Origin of the sequence: Streptomyces sp. NPDC051822, from assembly GCF_044452745.1 — a bacterium.
Classification (GTDB): Bacteria; Actinomycetota; Actinomycetes; order Streptomycetales; family Streptomycetaceae; genus Streptomyces.
The window spans coordinates 442,924-461,155 of record NZ_JBITBZ010000003.1; the positions used below are offsets into that span (position 1 = coordinate 442,924).

An 18,232-nucleotide genomic window follows, 5' to 3' on the forward strand; every position below is an offset into this window, starting at 1 on the left:
CGGCTCCGAGGTCAGTCGTGGGGGACGAGGGCGACCGGCGAGCGACTGTGGTGCAGCACCGCGTGGGCCACGCTGCCGATGCGGGTACCCGGCGTCGACCCCGGGGTTCGACGGCCGATCACCACGAGAGCCGCGTCCCGAGCGGCCTGCACCAGCTCCTGGCCGGCCGACCCGATCGTCACGTGCCCGGTCGCCGTCAGGTCGGGGAACTTCGCCCGCCAGGGTTCCAGGAGATCGTCGAGCGAACGCTGGATCTCGGGGCCGACGGTGAGCCGGATGTCCGGGACCATGGGAGGGCCGAGCGTCGCGTAAGCGGGTAGCCGCTGGGCGTAGACGACCCGCACCCGGGCGAGCCGGCGTGCCGCCTCCTCGAAGGCGAAGCCCAGAACGGTGTCCACGGGTTGCCGCAGGTCGACGCCGACCACGATGGCTTCCTGCGAAGGTGACGTGTCGAGGGCCCGTACGAGGACGACCGGACGTGCGACGAGACCGGCGACGGACATCCCGACCGAGCCGATCAGGTATCCGGCCACACCGCTCAACGCCCGTGAGCCGAGGACGAGCAGCTCGCCCTCATCGGCCGTGGCGACGAGGCTCCCCACGGGCTCCGACGGCAACAGCACCGTGGTCACCGACAGACCCGGATGACGATCGCGCAGTTGAGCGGCCGTGCGGGCGAGCAGGTCCTCCGCCCATGGCTCGCCGGGCTCTCGCGCCGCGAACGGCAGCAGGGCCTCCGGCGGCGTTCCCCTCACATGCACCAGGTGCAACCCACTACCGCGCAGCACCGCCTCCTGCGCCGCCCACTGCGCGGCGGCGTTCGCCTGATCCGTGCCGTCCAGGCCGACCACGATGCCCTGCGTCATGATCGTCCACCTCCTTGTCCGGTGTCGTCGATGTCGTAGGTGAGACGGGTCGAGGAGACCGAGACCACTCCGTCGACCGTCGCGCACATGCGCTCGACGGCCGGGATCATGCCGCGGAACGGCAGCCTCCCCGTGAGGTCGACCCGCCCGTCACGCACGTCGACCGTGAGCGAGGCCGCGTCGAGACGCAGAGTGTCACCGAGCACGTCCTCGACGATCTCCCGGCGGATGTCGTCGTCCTGGCGGAGGAAGATGCCCAGGAGGTCCCGGCGGCTCACGATGCCCGCCAGCCGGTCCTCTTCGTCGACGACCACGAGGCGCTTGACACCCTGGACCTCCATCAGCCGGGCCGCCTCCGCCACGGTCCAGTCGGGGCCGGCGCACACCGCGGGGGCGGACATCAGCTCCTCGGCGCGCGTCCCCTCGGCCTTCGCCCGCTCCCAGGCCTCGACACCGAGTGCGGTCGGCAGGTCGCCGGGACCGGCGGCCTGGTCGGCCGTCTTGCGCAGCAGATCCCCTTCCGACACCACCCCGATCACCCGGTTCAGGCCGTCCACCACCGGCACCGCCGTCACGCGCTGCTGTGACAGCACCTGGGCGATCTCCTTGAACGGGGCATCACCACGCACGCTGACCACTTCACGGGTCATCAGTTCGCCGATCCTGCGATGACGCATCATCCGCTCCTTCCGTGTGAGGGCGCATCCGCCTCGGCCACCAGGCGAGCGGCGCAGCCGGGTGGTGGTGCCAGCGGCCGGATGTGCCAGTGGTGGAACCGCGACCCCGTCCCGCGCTCCTGCGGCGGCTCGCCGCCGTGTGCGGTGGCCATCACGGCTCCTTCCCGGAGTGCCCGGAGTGCCCGGCCGGGTCGGGTGTCTCGAGCGTCGACACATCGCCCTCGGGCAGGCCCAGTTCGCGGGCCCGCAGCAGACGGCGCATCACCTTTCCGCTGCGGGTGTGGGGCAGACTCTCGACGAACTCGATCTCCCGGGGGGCGACGGCCGGGCCCAGGCGCCGACGCGCGAACGCCAGCATGTCGCGACGCAGCTCGGTGTCGGGCGGATACTCGGGGCGCGGCAGCACGAACGCCTTGACGATCGCACCGGCCAACGGATCGGGGCGTCCGATGACACCGGCCTCGGCGACCGCCGGATGCTCCATGAGGGCGCTCTCCACCTCGAAGGGCCCGATGAGGTGCCCCGCGGACTTGATGAGGTCGTCGGCGCGGCCCGCGAACCAGTACCAGCCGTCGGCGTCGCGGCTGACGAGGTCGCCGGTCAGGTACCACCCGTCCGCGAAGGACGCCTCGTAACGGTGCGGCTCGTGGAGGTAGCCGCGGAACATCGACGGCCAGCCCGCCCGCAGGGCGAGCTCGCCGTGGGCACCCGGCTCCTGGAGGATCCGCACGTGACCGCCGGTGACCGCGGCCCGGCCGTCGTCGCCGCACGCCAGAACGGCGGCCTCGACACCCGGAAGCGGCCGGCCCATCGAACCGGGCCGCACCGGATCGGCCGCGAAGTTGGCGATCATGATCGCACCGGTCTCGGTCTGCCACCAGGTGTCGTGCACCGGAAGCCCGAGCGCCTCGCGGCCCCAGTGCACGGCCTCGGGGTTCAGCGGCTCGCCGACGCTCGCGACGAACCGGAGCGACGAGAGGTCGTGGCGTGCGGCGGGCATCCGGTCGCCGCCGCGCGGTGCGGCCCGCATGAGCATGCGGAGCGCGGTCGGGGCCGTGTACCAGACGGTGACGCGCTGGTCGGCGAGGATCCCGTACCAGCGAGCGGGGGCGAAGTCCCCCTCGTCGACGACGGTCGTCACACCGAGGGTGAGCGGAGCGATGATGCCGTACGACATTCCGGTGACCCAGCCGGGGTCGGCGGTGCACCAGAAGACGTCGCCCTCGTGCAGGTCCAGGGCGTAGGCGGCGGTGACGTGATGGGCGACGACCGCCTCGTGCACGTGTACCGCGCCCTTGGGGGTGCCCGTCGTGCCGCTGGTGAAGTGCAGCAGTGCCGGCTCCGACGGATCGGTCGGTCCCACCGTGTACGCGTCCGGCGCGGCGTCCGCGAGTGCGGGGAAGGAGAGGGTGGCCGGGGGCGGGTCGGCCCCGGGGTCGAGGAGCAGGACGTGCCGCAGGTGCGGAAGCCGGGACCGTACCGGGGCCACCTTGCGCTCGTACAGCTCCCGGGTCGTGACCAGCGCCCGGGCGTTGCCCAGCTCCAGTCGCAGGGCGACCGGCTCGGGACCGAATGCGGTGAACAGAGGGCACAGGACTCGTCCGGCACGCAGCGTTCCGAGGACGGTGCCGTACAGCTCGGGCCGACGGCCGAGCAGGGTGAACACCCGCTGGCCGCGTTCCACGCCGAGCGTCTCCAGCACATGCGCGAAGCGAGAGCTCGCGACCGCGAGCCGGGCGAAGGACGTCGTCGACACGGATCCGTCGCGGGCGACGCATCGCAGCGCGACGCGGTCGCCGTGGCCCTCGCGCAGGTGCCGGTCGACCGCCTCGTACCCGATGTTGATGCCGCCGTCCGGCAGCCCGGCGAGCCGGGACCGCTCGCGTCGCCAGGAGAACGTGGCCCGGGCGCTGTCGTAGTCGGGCATGACCGGTGCCACCCACAGGGCGTTCATCGCGGTGGCTCCACGTCGAGCGCGAGGTTGTCGTAGGCGTACTCGATCGATTCGTGCAGGGCGACCACTCCGTCGACCGAGCGGCACAGCCGCATGATCACGGGGACGTCGGCGCGCTCGTCGACCCGGCCGGTCAGGGTGACGACCCCGTCGTCGACGGTCACACGGATCGTGTCCGGGGCGAGGCGCAGAGTCTCGCCCAGGACGTCGTGCTCGATCTCGTCACGGATCGCGGTGTCACCGCGAAGGAAGGGCCGCAGCAGGTCGGCGCGGCTGATGATCCCGACGAGCCGGCCGGTCTCGTCGGTGACGGGCAGCCGTTTCACGCCCTTGCGGTGCATCGTCCGGGCCGTCTCGACGAGATTCCAGTTCGGCTGCGCCGTGATGGCCGGCGAGGTCATCAGCTGGGCGGCCGTCTCCGCGTCGGGCAGCCCTCGCTCCCGGGACAGAAACCGGACGCCCGCCGAACGGCCCTCCAGGTCGGGGAGCTCGGCGGTGGCACGCAGCAGGTCGGCCTCCGAGACGACGCCGAGCAGGCGTCGGTCGGGATCGACGACCGGGACCGCGGAGACGTCGTGGTCGGCGAAGAGCCGGGCGATCTGCTTGAAGGGGGTCTGCGGGGCGGCGGTGACCACGTCGTGGGTCATCACTTCGAAAACCGTGCGGTGCTGCATGACGGTCCTCCTTCACAGGGCGCGGCGGCCCTGGTAGATCCCACCCTCCTGCGCGAACGCCATGTCGGGGCAGTGCCGAATGGTCCCCTTCCGGGACTGTTCGCCCCTATGGCGGCCGGCCGGGCGAGACGCACGCTGGAAGGCGAGAGCGTGGGTCTCGGGAGGGCCGCGGCCGGGCGCTCGGGCCGGGAGGCGAACACCATGACCGCGACAGGATCACGGCAAGGCCAGGAGGAGCCCCACTCCGGTATGTGGGCTCGCGTCGGCGACCGGCTGATCGTGGGCGGTGCCACGGTCGGGGACGAAGGGCGTGACGGTGAGATCGTCGGACTGCACCATGAGGACGGCACTCCGCCGTTCGACGTCCGTTGGTCGGACACGGGCCGGGTCACCGAGGTGTTCCCGGGCCCGGACGCGCGGGTGCACCACTTCCCGCCGCACGACACGAAGGCCACCACGCGGTCGTGAACTCCGCCGCCGCGTCGCCTCGGACACCACGCGGGCCACCCGCCCTACGGGTCCCTCCTCCCGCCGTGTCGCCTCTCCCCGTGGCCCGAGCGGGGCCGTGACCGGGACCGACCGGCCCTACCCGGCCCCTCCAGCCCGGTGCGAGCGTGGCAGCAGGCCACCACACGAAGCGGAAAGGCGGTGGGCACGATGGAATCGCCCCTGGTCGTAGGAGTCGACGGGTCCGACGCCAGCCTCACGGCCCTGGACTGGGCAGTCGACGAAGCCGTACGGCACGGGCGTCCCCTGCGGATCGTCCATGCGTCCCTGTGGGAACGGTACGAAGGAGTCGTTCCTCCCTGGGTCACGGACCGGCCCTCGGGCCAGATCCTCGCCGAGAACATCGTCGGCACCGCGGCCGAGCGCGCCCGGCGCCGCGCACCAGGGCTTCCCCTCACCACGGACGTCCTGGCCGAGGACGCGTCCACCGCGCTGCTCAGGGAGGGGCGGGAGGACACGATCCTCGTCGTCGGATCCCGGGGGCGCGGCGGGTTCGCCGATCTCCTGCTCGGATCCGTCGGCCTGATCGTGGCCGCACGGGCCCACTGCCCGGTCGTCGTCGTCCGGGGGGACCGGCATGCCCTGGAGGCACGCCACGGGCGCGTCCTGCTCGGCGTCGGAGACCACGACCTGGACTCACCGGCCGTGCGGTTCGCCTTCCGTGAGGCAGCGGTCCGGGACGCGGAACTCGACGTCGTCCACACCTGGCGGCGGCCGGCCCACGAGCCGGCCGACCACCTGCTGATGAGACGCTCCGGGGCGGCCTACTTCTCGGAAGGGGCTTCCGACCTGCTCGACAAGGCCCTTGAGGCATCGGCGTCCGAACATCCTGGGGTACGCCTGCGCAGGAGCACCGCCGAGGGACCTGCCCACCGAGTGCTGACCGAGCGCACCGCCGCAGCCGACCTGCTGGTGGTCGGGGCCCGTCGCAGGGACGGGCTCGTCGGTCTGGAGCTGGGCAGGGTCGCCCACCGGGCCCTGCACCACTCCGTGTGTCCGGTCGCCGTCGTACCCCAGCGGCGTCTCGAGAACACGGAAGGAGAGCAGTGATGAACCAGGCCGATGACAGGCATGAGTCGCATGCCAAGACCGACCTCGGCCGCCGCGTCGCGGCCAGGCGCAATCAACTCGGTCTGTCCCGGGAGGACGTGGCGGAACGCGCCGGCTCCACGCCCGGCTACATCGCCTATGTGGAGGAGCGGGTGCCCACCCCGGGAATCGAATTTCTGGTCAGGCTCGCGAACGCCCTGGAGACCACCGTCCAGGAACTCACCGGATACACGACGGACCTCTCGCCGGGCACGCCCCGTGCCGGGTACCAGGCACGGATGGAGGAGATCGGCGAGGCCGAGTGCTGGGAGCTGCTCGACGGCCACGGCGTCGGCCGGGTCGCCCTCGAAGGGTCGGACGGGCTGATCGTGATCCCCGTGAACTACGAGGTCGTCCGAGGGGAGATCGCCTTCATGACCGCCGCGGACTCGTCCCTCGCGCGCGCCGGTGCGGCCGGTGCGGAAGTCGCCTTCGAGGAGGACCGCCTGGACGAGGCCTTCAGCCAGGGCTGGAGCGTGCTCCTCGTCGGTCCGGTGCGCATGGTGTCGGAGGAAGACGCGGTGCTGCGGAGGATCACGGACGCCGGCCACTCGAAGCCGTGGGCCGGGGCAGGGCGCGACACCATCGTGGCGCTCTCGCCGCGCAGGGTGACCGGCCGCCGCATCCGGGTGCCGGGCGCGCCCGGCACACCGTCCGGGGCTTCAGGCCATGGGTCGTCCCGGCAGTGATCTCTGTGCCGGGCGGGCCTGTATCACCTGCGGTGGGCGTGCCCGGACGTCTGACGCAGGGAGCTTGGTGCACACTGCCGACATGGCCGAGGACGAGGCGCAGCTCAGCCCACCTGAGTCGCTGTTGCAGTTGATCGACAATCTCGCGCGGTTCCATCGTGAGCATGAGGAGTACTACGCACAGGCGCCATTGCGGCAGTCCGGCGAGCTGCAGGCGCGGTCTCGGGCTCTGAAGACTCTTGCCGACCGGTGGAGCGTGATCGGCGTGGGTGAGCATGCGCCGGCGATCGCGTTCGTCGGCGCGGAGGACTTGAACGCCCCCGGGCTCGTCGCGGAGTCGGGGATTCTCTTCATGGAAGGGGAGGGCGAGCCGGCCGAACTGCAGAGGCTGAAGCGTGAGGTCGGGCTGCTGGCGGGCGACCTTGAGCAGACGGGTGTCTGGCTGGCCGGGGCGATGGAGCAAGCGTGGGAAACGGCCGGGGGCCTGGCTGCCTACCCCGCGCTGGCCGACCTGCTCGGAGAGCGGCACCGGATCATCGCCAACGACTGGCAGTCGGCGGGTCTGCAGGCCCTGGTCGCGCGACTGCTGCGACGTGCCCTTGACCTGCTGGACACTGTCGACTTCGCTCCGGTGGCGCTGCGGGCCGACCTGGGCGGCAAGAGGACGGCCCCTGCCTACCTCTATTCGGCTTCCGAGCTGCTGGACCGGGCGGCCGATCTCCTGGTGGAGTCGGCGACACTGGTGCACGACAACGAGCGACGCTGGCGCGTCTTCCGCGCCCGGGTTCGCGAGTTGCAGTCCGCGTAGGCCGAGTCTCGGAGGGACACGCCAGACAGGGCGATCACGAGTCGCGGGCGCCCGTGACCGCGGGGTCCGGCCGCCCACCACGACCGGCTTCGACTCGGTCACCGGCAAGGGCATCCGTGCCACGGCCGACGGCCACACCCTCCTGGTCGGGACCTCCCGCCTCCTTCACGACACCGGGGTCGACACCTCCCCTCTCGACGCCGTCGCCTCGGACTTCGCCGCCGAGGGCAAGACGGCCGTCCTCGTCGCGGTCGACGGTCGGCCCGCCGGTGTGCTCGCCGTCGCCGACACCGTCACGGAGCATTCGGGTGCTCACCGGCGACAACGCCCGCCCCCTACCCCCTGTGGGGCGTCCGCCTCAGCCCGATCATCGCCGCGGCCGCCATGGCCCTGTCCCTCCCGTCCGTCGTCACCAACGCCTCCCGCCTGCGCCGCTGGCACCCCGCGCCGCTGCCCGAAGCGGGCAGCACACCGACGCGACCGGAGTGAGCGAGACGGCCCGGGCAGCCGCTCATGCCAAGGGGACGACGGCTACCGGCGCGGGGCTGTGATGGATCACCGCGTGGGCGACATGGCCGAGACGCGTGCCGACGGGGATTCTCCGGCTCCGGCGTCCCACGATGACGAGGCGTGCCGTCTGTGCCGCCTCGACCAGCTGGTACGCGGCCGAGCCCATCACCACATCGGTCGCCACGTCCACCCCCGCGTACCGCTTGCGCCACGGCTCCAGCAGGTCGTCCAGTTCCCCCTTGAGGTGGCTGCCCAGTTCCTCGCCGATCCCCGGGTCGATGCCGGCCGCGTAGCCGTACGAGACAGGCAGCGGCCAGCTGTGCAGGAACCGCAGGGGCGTACCCCTGCGGGCAGCCTCCGTGAACGAGAACGCGAGCAGGTCCTGGCACGGGTGGGAGACGGCGACACCCGCCACGATCCCGCCTCCGGGAGCGACGTGGCCGTCCTCCGCGCGCACGAGGACGACCGGCCGACGCGCCGCGCCGACGACGGCAAGGGAGACCGAGCCGACGATGAAGCCGCGCAGGCCACCGAGACCTCGCGAACCGAGGACCGTCAGGTCCGCGTCGTTCGCGGCGGCCGTCAGTTCCTCGGCCGCCCGGCCAGGCGCACGCTCCGTGACCACTTCGAGGCCGGGATGGTCCTGCCGCACGCGCTCCGCCTCGTCCCGCAGGAGGCTCTCGGCCCGGTCGGCCATGGTGCGGGTGTGGGACAGAGGCACCTCAGGGGTGCTCGGCCATTCCTCCACGTGCACCAGCCGGAGGGGAACTTCGTGCAACACCGCTGCCCTGGCCGCCCAACCCACGGCGGCGAGGCTTTCCTGCGAGCCGTCCAGACCGACGGTGACCTGGGCCGTCATGACGCGCCTCCTCAGTCGTGCCCTCTCCGTTCCGTCCATGGTCCGGATGGGAGAGGACGTCCCGAACTTCAGGCTGGTCGTCCCGCGCCGCCCGGCAGCAGGGCCGGGCAGGTCTCGATGGGGGCCGAACGGCCCATCCCCGGGCGGCCGCCACGGTGTCAGCGTGGGAGGTGTCGCCCCTCGGGACGTGTCCCGAGCCCGGGCGTACCCCGGAGGAGGAACCATGACCAGCGAGACCCCAGCCCGACCGGAGCTCGGCGACGTCGTCGTGGGAGTCGACGGGTCACCCTCCGGGCGTACGGCCGTGCTCTGGGCCGCCGCCGAGGCGGACCGACGGGGCCGGCACCTGCGTCTCGTGCACGCCGCCGACACCGACCGCCGGGCCCTCTTCGCCAACGCCGAGACGGTCCAGGCGGTACGCGAAGCGGGCCGCGACCTGCTGATCGAGACCGCGAGCACGGTCCAGGAGCGTTTCCCGGACCTCGTTTTGTCAAAGGAACTGAGCCGCAAGGAGCCGGTCGCCGCTTTGCGGGCGGCCGCGGACCACCGGGGCACGATCGTGGTGGGCAACCGGGGGCTCGGCGGGTTCGCGACCCTCATGCTCGGATCCGTCGGCATGGGAGTGGCAGCCCGCGCCGAGGCGCCCGTCATCGTCGTCCGCGGTGACGGGGACCGCCCCGAGGCGGGCTCGGTGACGGCCGCCGTGCACGGCGCCTCGGATGTCGGCTGGCTGCTCGTCGCGGCAGCCGAGGCGGACGCCCGCAAGGCGGTGCTGCGCCTGGTGAGCGTCTGGAACGTGCTCACCCACGTCGGCACCGTCGCGACCATGCTGGACGACCTCGACGAGATCGCGCGGCAGCGCGTGCACGAGATCAAGGCGCTCGCCGACCGCGTGCGTGACTTCTACCCCGGGCTCATCGTCAGCCATCACGTCGAGACGGGCACGAGCACGCCCGGGATCCTGGTGGAGGCGAGTGCCCACACCGATCTGTTGGTGATGGGCAGAGAGCACCGTGTCCTGGGCGGGGGCCCGTCCCTGGGGCGCGTCGCCCACGTCCTGCTGCACCACGCACACTGCCCGGTGGAAATCGTGCCACCCGCCTTCGCCACCCGGGTCGAGGAGACGTGAACGAGACACCGCCCGGAACCGGCCCCCGGAAGCGGCCGGCCCTGGCGAGGCAGCCGGACGTCGCCGTCCCCCAGGGTGCCGGCGGGTGCACCGGGCCGAGAGGACGACACCGGTCCGTCCGCACGTTCCCCGGAGAGGTGAGCACCATGCAGCGCATCCGGATCAGTCCCCGGCCCCGACAGCCCCGCAGGCCGGGCCCCCTCGATCTGCGCACCCCGGCCGGGCGACCGCTTCCCTACTGAGGAAGCCCGAGAGTCACGGAGGATGTCATGGAACCGACGCGACGCGTCCTGCCGTTCACGGAGCTGGGCCGGTCGGATGTCGGCCGGGTGGGAGGCAAGAACGCCTCGCTGGGAGAGATGACCAACCGGCTCGGCGCAGCGGGCATACGCGTACCGCCGGGCTTCGCCACCACCGCCGAGGCGTACGACGAACTTCTGGCCGACCGCGGACTGCGCGCGTCGGTCGAGGACCGGATCAACCGCCTGCACCAGGGGATCCCGCTCGACGAGGTCGGGGCGGCCATCCGTTCCTCCTTCCTCGCGCGGCCACTGCCACCACCTCTGCGGGACGCCATCCTGAGCGCGTACGAGCGGCTGGCCGCGGAGAGCGGCCGGGAGGCGCCCGAGGTGGCCGTGCGCAGCAGCGCGACGGCCGAAGACCTGCCCGAGGCGAGCTTCGCCGGGCAGCAGGAGACATTCCTGAACGTCCGTGGTACCGATGCGCTCCTGGAGGCGTGCGGGCGTTGCTACGCCTCTCTGTTCACCGACCGGGCGATCGACTACCGCGAGCGGATGGGCTTCGACCACCTCGCCGTCGCCCTCTCCGTCGGCGTCCAGCTCATGGTCCGCTCCGACCCCGCCGGGGCCGGGGTCGCCTTCACCCTCGACCCGGAGAGCGGCTTCCCCGAGGTGATCGTGGTGAGCGCCGCCTGGGGCCTGGGCGAGACCGTCGTCAGCGGCCAGGTCGACCCCGACGAGTACACGGTGTTCAAGCCCAGCATGAAGGACCCCGCTCTGGACCCCGTGATCGATGTGCGGATCGGCGGCAAGCGGCTGAAGACCGTGTACGCGGACACCGGGCTGACCCGCACGGTCGACACCCCCGACGCCGAGCGGAACCAACGGGTCCTCGCCGACGCGGAGATCCGTGGGCTCGCCGCGTGGGCGGCCGCCATCGAGGAACACTACGGCTGCCCGATGGACATCGAGTGGGCCAAGGACGGCCTCACCGGCGACCTCTGGATCGTCCAGGCGCGCCCCGAGACCGTGCAGTCCCGCCGGCGGCCCACGACCCTGCGCCGCTGCCGGCTGACCGTCGTCCCCGGCGAACCCCTCGTGGAGGGCATCGCGGTCGGCGACGCCATCGGCCAGGGCCCCGTCGTCGCCCTCGACGCACCCGTCGACCTCGACCGCTTCCCGCAGGGCGGGGTGCTCGTCACCCGGGTCACCGACCCCGACTGGGAACCGGTCATGAAGAGGGCTTCGGCGATCGTCACCGACCACGGCGGACGTACGTCGCACGCGGCCATCGTCAGCCGCGAGCTCGGCGTTCCCGCCGTCGTCGGAACCGGCGACGGCACCCGGCTGCTGCAGGGCGGCAGGCTGGTGACCGTGTCGTGCGCCGAAGGAGAGCACGGCCGGGTCCACGACGGCCTCCTCGCGTACGAGGAGATCCTGACCGACCTCTCGGAGCTGCCCGCGACGCGCACCCGGGTGATGCTGAACCTGGCCGACCCCTCTGCCGCGTTCCGCTGGTGGCGGCTCCCCGCCGACGGAGTGGGCCTCGCGCGTCTCGAGTTCATCGTCGCCCACCAGGTGAAGGTCCACCCGATGGCCCTGCTGCACCCGGAGCGGCTCGATCGGCAGGACCGTCATGTGATCGAACGGCTCACCGAGGGCTACCTCGACCGCGGACAGTACTTCGTCGAGCGCCTGGCCCAAGGCATCGCCAGGATCGCCGCCTCCCGCTGGCCCGCACCCGTCGTCGTACGCACCAGTGACTTCAAGACCAACGAGTACGCCAAACTCCTCGGCGGTCGGCCCTTCGAACCCGACGAGGCCAACCCCATGATCGGCTGGCGCGGTGCGAGCCGCTATTACAGCGACGGCTACCGCGAGGGATTCGCCCTCGAATGCCGTGCGCTGCGCCGGGTCCGTGAGGAGATGGGACTGACGAACGTCGTCGTCATGATCCCCTTCTGCCGGACCCTCGGAGAAGCGGACCAGGTGCTTGCGGTGATGGCGGAGGAGGGTCTCGTACGGGCCGAGAACGGCCTGCGCGTCCACGTCATGGCGGAGATACCGGCCAACATCATCCTCGCCCAGGACTTCGCGGAGCGCTTCGACGGGTTCTCGATCGGCAGCAACGACCTCACCCAGCTCACCCTCGGCGTCGACCGCGACTCCGAAGCCCTCGCCCACGTCTTCGACGAGCGCGACCCCGCGGTCGTCCGCAGCATCCAGGTCCTCGCCGACCGCGCCCACGCCGCCGGCCGCCCTGTCGGACTGTGCGGGCAGCGGCCCAGCGACGATCCGGCGTTCACCGCGATCCTCGTCGACGCGGGCCTCGACTCCATCTCCGTGGCGCCCGACAGCTTCGCAGCCGTCAAACGGCACGTGGCCCGCGCGGAGGCGACGCCCGAGAGCGGCGCCGGACGAAGGGAGGAGTGACCATGCCCAGGAAGACACGGAACCGAGTCGCCCGGGACACCGGCCTGTCGGCCGAGTTCGGTCGACAGGCGGCCACGGACACCAGGCGTGGCCGCCCCGGGAACCACCAGCCGTCCGCCGAGAGGGCGAACGGGCGTCCCAAGCGCCCGGTACACACCGTCAGGGTGTCGACGCTCTTCCTGTGAACCACCGGCGAACCGGCCGGATCGCGAGCAGGGGGGGGCCTGAAAGGAGGAGGCGGCCATGACGACCGCAAGGGAAATCATGCACACCGGTGCGAGCTGCGTGCAGGAGACCGAGAGCCTGCTGGACGCCGCACGCCGCATGAGCGAACTGGATGTCGGCGCCCTGCCCATCTGCGGGCCGGACGACCGGCTGCACGGCATCATCACCGACCGGGACATCGTGGTGAAGTGCCTCGCCAAGGGCAAGGACCCCCAACGAATGACGGCCGGGCACCTCGCCCAGGGCAAGCCGGTCACCGTGGACGCGGGCGCCGACAGCGAAGAGGTGCTCCGCACGATGCAGGACCACCGCATCCGCCGCGTGCCCGTGATCGACGACCACCGCCTGGTCGGCATGATCAGTGAGGCGGACCTGGCGCGGCACCTGCCGGAGGAACGGGTGGGCCACTTCGTCGAGGAGATCTGCCGCTGACAGCACCGGAACCGTGGCGCCATGGGCCGGTCGGTCCTTCCTGGTGCGGCCCGGTCGGCCCCGACGGACGGCCCCTCCGGACGCTGCGCCGCACGACCTCGCGGGCGGACGATGGGACTACGGAGTCGGACCGGGCCCCGTGACCCGATCCGCCGCCGTCCGCACCGACTCGGGTCCACGGCGACCGTCCTGGGCCCCGTACAGGAGGAGCAGAACAATGGCCAGAGGCAAGGCGGAACGCAGGCACAGCTTCTTCCCCGACTTCAACGACTGGTTCAACCGGGAGTTTCCGGGGCTGCCCGGGTGGCGACCCGCGACGGCTGCCCACTCCATTCCGGTGGAGGTGACCAGCGGTGACGGCATGTACGTCCTGCGGGCCGAACTCCCGGGAATGGACCCCGACAACGACATCAGCATCACCGTCGACGACAACCTCCTCACGGTGAGCGCGGAGCACGGCGATCGCAAGGAGGACGCGGAGCACTCGGAGTTCCGCTACGGATCGTTCCGCAGGACCGTGCGCCTCCCGGGCACGATCCCGGCCGACGACGTCGAGGCGTCGTACGCGGACGGCATCCTCACCGTCCGGGTCCCGATGCCCGAGGAGGAGACCAGCGCCGCTCGCACCATCCCGGTGAAGCGAGGCGGTACTCCGCCCGAAGGAGCCACGCCATGAACCCCAAGCGAGTCCTCGTCGCCTACGGCAGCAAGCACGGCGCGACCAGGGGGATCGCCGACGAGATCGGCCGGACGCTCCAGGCCGACGGCTTCGAGGCCGTCGTCCTGCCGGCAGACACCGTCACCGACGTGAGCGGCTACGACGGAGTCGTCCTCGGCGGAGCCCTCTACGCGGGGCACTGGAACGGAAAGGCGCGACGGTGCGCCCGGCGCAACGCCGAACAGCTCCGCCATCGCCCCGTCTGGCTGTTCAGCAGCGGCCCCGTCGACAGTTCCGCCGAGCAGCACGACATCCCGCCTGTACACGGTGTCGCCCGCCGGATGAAGAAGCTCGGTGCCCGGGAGCACGTCACCTTCGGGGGCGCCGTGACCGCCGAGACCGGGTCGTATCAGCCGGTCCCTGGTCCGCCACGGCAAGGGCGGAGACTTCCGCAACCCGCAACGGATCCAGGCGTGGGCCCACCACATCGGATCCGAAATCGGCCCCGCGCGCTGAAGGCGTCGCCGGCCCGTCCGGCAGGCGACTCCATCCGGAGGTGCGACATGGACCACCACAAGGCGCCGGACCCGCGCGGCACGCCGTCCGGGAGGGGACCCGGGGGGCGCGCCGCCCTGACCCTCGTCCTGATGATCGCGCTGATATGCGGCGCCGTTGCCGCCGGGAGCCTGTGGAACGCCGGAGCCAAGGCCGACCGTGAGCTCGCCGCCCACCGCCACCGGGTGCAGGCGACCACCACCGGACCGGCCAAGGACCCGCCCGTGGCGACCCGGTACGGAGCGCCGCCGAGGTCCGTCGCACCCGCCGTGTGGGAACAGCCCGACAACGTGCGTCGGTCCGGCACCATCCACGTCCCTCCCCGAACGCCACAGGGCCGCACGCTGCCGATCTGGGTGGATGACACCGGCACCCCCGCCCGACCGCCGGGGAGCGCCGCCGACCGCGCAATGACCTCACTCTCGGGCGGAAGCGTCGCCACTGTCGCCGTCGGAGCGATCGGGGCCGGCGCTCTCGTCCTCGTACGACGGCGGACCCAGGCGCGCCGGCTCGCGGTCTGGGAAAAGGAGTGGGAACAGGTCGAACCCGTGTGGTCCGGTCGGCTCCGCCGGGGAAGCGCTCCAGGGGGCGACGATGAGTGACCGCGGAGCCGCGGAGCGGGCCGCCACGCACACCGAGGCACTGCCCTTCGACCCCAGCGAGCCCCTGCCCAGGCTGCGTCGGGAACTCGACACCGGACCGGACGGGCTGTCCGCTCGCGAAGCCGCCCGACGAATCGCCGTCCACGGTCCGAACGAGGTCAGGCGCAAGGCCCGCTCCTCCTTTGCACGCGAGCTGGTCGGGCAGCTGGTCCACCCCCTCGCCCTGCTGCTCTGGGCCGCCGCCGCGCTGGCCTTCGTCGCGGACCTCGGGGTGCTCGGCTGGGCGATCCTGGCGGTCATCGCCGTCAACGCCGCCTTCGCGCTGCTCCAGGAACGCCAGGCCGAGCGTGCGGTGGAGACCCTCGCGCGCTATCTGCCCGAGCACGCCCTCGCCGTACGTGACGGCCGGCCGCTCACCGTGGAGGCCCGCGACCTGGTGCCGGGCGACGTGATCCCCCTGGAGGAGGGCGACAAGGTCCCCGCCGACGCGCGCGTCACCCAAGGCGGGGTGGAAGTCGATCTGTCGATGCTCACGGGGGAGTCCGTGCCCGCCGAACGCATGGACGCGGCCGGGCTCCTCGGTGCCCCGTTGCTGGAGGAGCCGAATCTCGTCTTCAGCGGGACGACGTGCGTCGAGGGGCAGGCCCGGGCCGTCGTGTTCGCCACCGGTGACCACACCGAGATCGGCCGGATCGCCGCCCTCAGCCAGCGCACCCGGCGCGAGGCGAGCCCGTTGGAACGGCAGGTCAAGAAGGTCGCCTGGCTCATCGCCGGCGTCGCCACCGGCGTGGGGGCCGTGTTCCTGGGCCTGGGGGTGGCCGTCGGACTGCCGGTGACCGACTCCCTCACGTTCGCCATCGGGCTCCTCGTCGCCAACGTCCCCGAAGGACTGCTTCCGACCATCACGTTGGCCCTCGCCGTCGGAGTCCGCGCGCTGGCCCGCGAGGGTGCTCTGGTGAAGAGGCTGAGCGCCGTCGAGACGCTCGGATCCACGAACGTCATCTGCACGGACAAGACCGGCACGCTGACCCGCAATCGCATGCGTCTGAGAGCTCTCTGGACGGCGGAACACGGAACGGAACCCGGCCCCTGGGCGCAGGAGCTGGTGCGCGCGAGTGCTCTGTGTACCACCGTCACCCGGGAGAAGGAGGGAGAGCTGCACGGTGACCCGACCGAGGCATGCCTCGTCGCCGGGGCCGCCGACCACGGGGCGCCGGTGGATCTCACCCGGCGCGACGCGGGACGCCGCAGACTGTTCCGCTTCGATCCGCGACTGCGTCTCATGTCGGTCGTGCAGGACGCCGAGGCGACGGGTCACCTGCGGATCGTTGCCAAGGGGGCGCCTGAAGCGGTTCTGCCCCGGGCCCTGCCCGACTCCGCCACGGACGCTGCCCGCTCGGCTGCGGAGGAGCTGGCCCAGGGCGGCATGCGGGTCCTCGCCGTCGCCGTACGTGACCTGCCGCCGGGCGCGGAGCCGCCGTCGCGCCGTCAGGACGCCGAATCGGACCTGACGCTGCTCGGTCTGGTCGGGCTGTACGACCCGCCTCGCCCCGAGGTGGCGGAGGCCGTCCGCCGCTGCCACGAGGCCGGCATCCGGGTACACGTGGTGACGGGCGACAACGGTGCGACGGCCGCGGCCGTCGCCCGTGAGGTCGGCATTGGAGTGCCCCGTCTGCACGTGGTCGCGGCCTCCGAGTCGCTGGGCGACGACGAGCTCGACCGGCTCCTCGTCGAGGGCGACGCCGAGATCGTCTTCGCCCGCTCCTCGCCCGAGACGAAGCTCAAGGTGGCCGACACTCTGCGGGCCCACGGCCGGATCGTGGCCATGACCGGCGACGGGGTCAACGACGCCCCCGCTCTGCACCGCGCGCACATCGGGGTGGCCATGGGACGCTCCGGCACCGACGTGGCCCGCGAGGCCGCCACCATGGTGCTCACCGACGACGACTTCGCCACCATCGTGACCGCGGTCGAATCCGGGCGCCGCGTCTACGACAACGTACGCAAGTTCATCGTCTACATCTTCGCCCACGCGACCCCGGAGATCGTGCCCTTCCTCGTCTTCGCGCTCTCCGCCGGCGCCGTACCGCTTCCCCTCACCGTGCTGCAGATCCTCGCCATCGACCTCGGCACCGAGACGCTGCCCGCCCTCGCCCTCGGCCGGGAACGCTCCGAGCCCGGCATCATGCAGCGGCCGCCCCGGCCACGGCACCAGGGCGTGATCTCCCGGGACATGCTCATCAGGAGCTGGGGCTACCTGGGCCTGGTGTCGGCGGCCCTCGTCATGGCGGGCTACTTCTACGTGCTGTGGCGCGCGGGCTGGCAGCCGGGGGATCCCACGGGCACGGGCAGCCCCTTGCACCACGCCTACGTGACGGCCACGACGGCCACGTTCGCCGGCATCGTCACCTGCCAGGTCGGCACGGCCCTCGCGGCCCGCACCGACCACGCGGCACTGCGCGACATCGGACTGTTCTCGAATCCGCTGCTGCTCGCCGGTATCGCCTTCGAGCTCGCGTTCACCGCCGCCCTCGTCTACGCGCCCCCGCTCCAGCACCTCTTCGGTACGGCCGCCCTGCCCCTGGACGTCGTCCTGCTCATCGCGACGTTCCCGGTCCTGGTATGGGGCACGGACGAGCTGCGGCGTGCCAGGCGGCGCCGTCAGCGAACCTCGTCCGCCGACGGTTCCCCGCCACCCTGATCGAGACGGAAGGGCGGGTAGGCGTCCGTCATGAGGCTCGCGTAGGCCGCGACGCGCAGGACCCAGCGGTTCAGGCCGACGATCAGCGCGAAGAGGTCGCGCGGATACCGCTCGGTGAAGGCTACGGCGAAGCCCGCGATGAGGGTCAGCAGGGTGATCAGACCGCCGCTCCACCAGCCGGCCCGCATACCGCCGGTGAGGAACGCGAGGATCAGATAGTGGGGGATGGCGAGCAGCCACCACTTGACCAGGACGAGCGAGCGCGAGAGGCGCTCCGGGTAGGCGATGTCGAGCCGGGCCGGATAGTCCGGCTCCCGGCCCAGGCTGAAGGGCGGGTAGCGGTCCGTGCCGAGGGCGCCGTACGAGTAGTACGACACGCGCCAGGACCAGCGGAGCACGCCGAGGTTGAAGTCGAAGAGGCCCCGGGGGAAGCGCTCGGTGAAGAGGATGGCGAAGAACGCGATCACCGTCACGAAGAGGAAGGCGACCCAGAGGAAGATCAGCACGATCCAGTGGGGGATCACCAGGATCCATTTGACCAGCCACAGCCAACGGGACAGCCGGCTGTCCAGTTCCGCTGTCACCACGACGGGAGTATGCGGGACGCTCGCGGTGTTCATGGTCG

Annotated in this window: 17 protein-coding genes; 10 read left to right on the top strand and 7 right to left on the bottom strand. The window is 72.0% G+C overall.

What is annotated here, in order from left to right:
- Positions 1–11: 11 nt before the first annotated feature.
- From ACIA8N_RS12520 to ACIA8N_RS12535, 4 genes are all read right to left on the bottom strand, one after another.
- Positions 12–866 carry a universal stress protein gene (locus tag ACIA8N_RS12520; RefSeq protein ID WP_365780203.1) on the bottom strand — a complete coding sequence of 285 codons (855 nt, stop codon included), beginning with the start codon at positions 864–866 and terminating at the stop codon, positions 12–14.
- Positions 863–1,543, bottom strand: a complete 681-nt coding sequence (locus ACIA8N_RS12525) for a CBS domain-containing protein (protein WP_365780204.1) — start codon at positions 1,541–1,543, stop codon at positions 863–865. The genes ACIA8N_RS12520 and ACIA8N_RS12525 overlap by 4 nt, the downstream gene beginning before the upstream one ends.
- 151 nt (positions 1,544–1,694) lie before the next feature.
- Positions 1,695–3,497, bottom strand: a complete 1,803-nt coding sequence (gene acsA, locus ACIA8N_RS12530) for an acetate--CoA ligase (RefSeq protein WP_365780205.1) — start codon at positions 3,495–3,497, stop codon at positions 1,695–1,697.
- Complete coding sequence (locus ACIA8N_RS12535; RefSeq protein ID WP_365780206.1) at positions 3,494–4,171, bottom strand: CBS domain-containing protein; 678 nt, start codon at positions 4,169–4,171, stop codon at positions 3,494–3,496. The genes acsA and ACIA8N_RS12535 overlap by 4 nt, the downstream gene beginning before the upstream one ends.
- 249 nt (positions 4,172–4,420) lie before the next feature.
- On the opposite strand from ACIA8N_RS12535, the gene ACIA8N_RS12540 reads away from it, so the two are divergent.
- From ACIA8N_RS12540 to ACIA8N_RS12555, 4 genes are all read left to right on the top strand, one after another.
- Positions 4,421–4,639 carry a DUF1918 domain-containing protein gene (locus ACIA8N_RS12540; protein WP_399416232.1) on the top strand — a complete coding sequence of 73 codons (219 nt, stop codon included), beginning with the start codon at positions 4,421–4,423 and terminating at the stop codon, positions 4,637–4,639.
- Positions 4,640–4,828: 189 nt separating this feature from the next.
- Positions 4,829–5,728, top strand: coding sequence for a universal stress protein (locus tag ACIA8N_RS12545; RefSeq protein WP_365780207.1), 900 nt, complete (start codon positions 4,829–4,831; stop codon positions 5,726–5,728).
- Positions 5,728–6,456 (top strand): pyridoxamine 5'-phosphate oxidase family protein, encoded by a 729-nt coding sequence (locus ACIA8N_RS12550; RefSeq protein ID WP_365780208.1) that lies wholly within the window; start codon positions 5,728–5,730, stop codon positions 6,454–6,456. Before ACIA8N_RS12545 ends, ACIA8N_RS12550 begins: the two co-directional genes overlap by 1 nt.
- Positions 6,457–6,538: 82 nt before the next feature.
- Entirely contained in the window at positions 6,539–7,264 is a 726-nt protein-coding gene (locus ACIA8N_RS12555) for a hypothetical protein (protein ID WP_365780209.1), read from the top strand.
- Positions 7,265–7,298: 34 nt separating this feature from the next.
- Here the strand turns inward: ACIA8N_RS12555 and ACIA8N_RS12560 are convergent, their stop codons facing one another.
- On the bottom strand, positions 7,299–7,589 hold the full coding sequence (locus ACIA8N_RS12560; protein ID WP_365780210.1) for a hypothetical protein: 291 nt from the start codon (positions 7,587–7,589) through the stop codon (positions 7,299–7,301).
- A 186-nt stretch (positions 7,590–7,775) separates the two neighbouring features.
- Positions 7,776–8,633, bottom strand: coding sequence for a universal stress protein (locus ACIA8N_RS12565; RefSeq protein WP_365780211.1), 858 nt, complete (start codon positions 8,631–8,633; stop codon positions 7,776–7,778).
- 223 nt (positions 8,634–8,856) lie between these two features.
- Between ACIA8N_RS12565 and ACIA8N_RS12570 the strand changes: the two genes are divergently transcribed.
- The 6 genes from ACIA8N_RS12570 to ACIA8N_RS12595 all read left to right on the top strand — a co-directional run bounded on the left by ACIA8N_RS12570 (position 8,857) and on the right by ACIA8N_RS12595 (position 17,607).
- Positions 8,857–9,762: a universal stress protein gene (locus ACIA8N_RS12570; RefSeq protein WP_365780212.1), complete on the top strand. Its 906-nt coding sequence runs from the start codon at positions 8,857–8,859 to the stop codon at positions 9,760–9,762.
- Between the two features lie 269 nt (positions 9,763–10,031).
- Positions 10,032–12,434, top strand: coding sequence for a phosphoenolpyruvate synthase (gene ppsA, locus ACIA8N_RS12575; protein ID WP_365780213.1), 2,403 nt, complete (start codon positions 10,032–10,034; stop codon positions 12,432–12,434).
- Between the two features lie 243 nt (positions 12,435–12,677).
- Entirely contained in the window at positions 12,678–13,091 is a 414-nt protein-coding gene (locus tag ACIA8N_RS12580) for a CBS domain-containing protein (protein WP_365780214.1), read from the top strand.
- 217 nt (positions 13,092–13,308) lie between these two features.
- Complete coding sequence (locus ACIA8N_RS12585; RefSeq protein WP_365780215.1) at positions 13,309–13,767, top strand: Hsp20/alpha crystallin family protein; 459 nt, start codon at positions 13,309–13,311, stop codon at positions 13,765–13,767.
- A complete protein-coding gene (locus ACIA8N_RS12590) occupies positions 13,764–14,906 on the top strand; it encodes a flavodoxin domain-containing protein (RefSeq protein ID WP_365780216.1) in 1,143 nt (380 codons plus the stop codon). Before ACIA8N_RS12585 ends, ACIA8N_RS12590 begins: the two co-directional genes overlap by 4 nt.
- Positions 14,899–17,607 (top strand): cation-transporting P-type ATPase, encoded by a 2,709-nt coding sequence (locus tag ACIA8N_RS12595; RefSeq protein ID WP_365780217.1) that lies wholly within the window; start codon positions 14,899–14,901, stop codon positions 17,605–17,607. The genes ACIA8N_RS12590 and ACIA8N_RS12595 overlap by 8 nt, the downstream gene beginning before the upstream one ends.
- On the opposite strand, the gene ACIA8N_RS12600 is transcribed toward ACIA8N_RS12595, so the two are convergent.
- Complete coding sequence (locus ACIA8N_RS12600; protein ID WP_365780218.1) at positions 17,568–18,227, bottom strand: DUF4389 domain-containing protein; 660 nt, start codon at positions 18,225–18,227, stop codon at positions 17,568–17,570. The two genes, ACIA8N_RS12595 and ACIA8N_RS12600, sit on opposite strands and share 40 nt — an antisense overlap.
- Between the last annotated feature and the right edge of the window lie 5 nt (positions 18,228–18,232).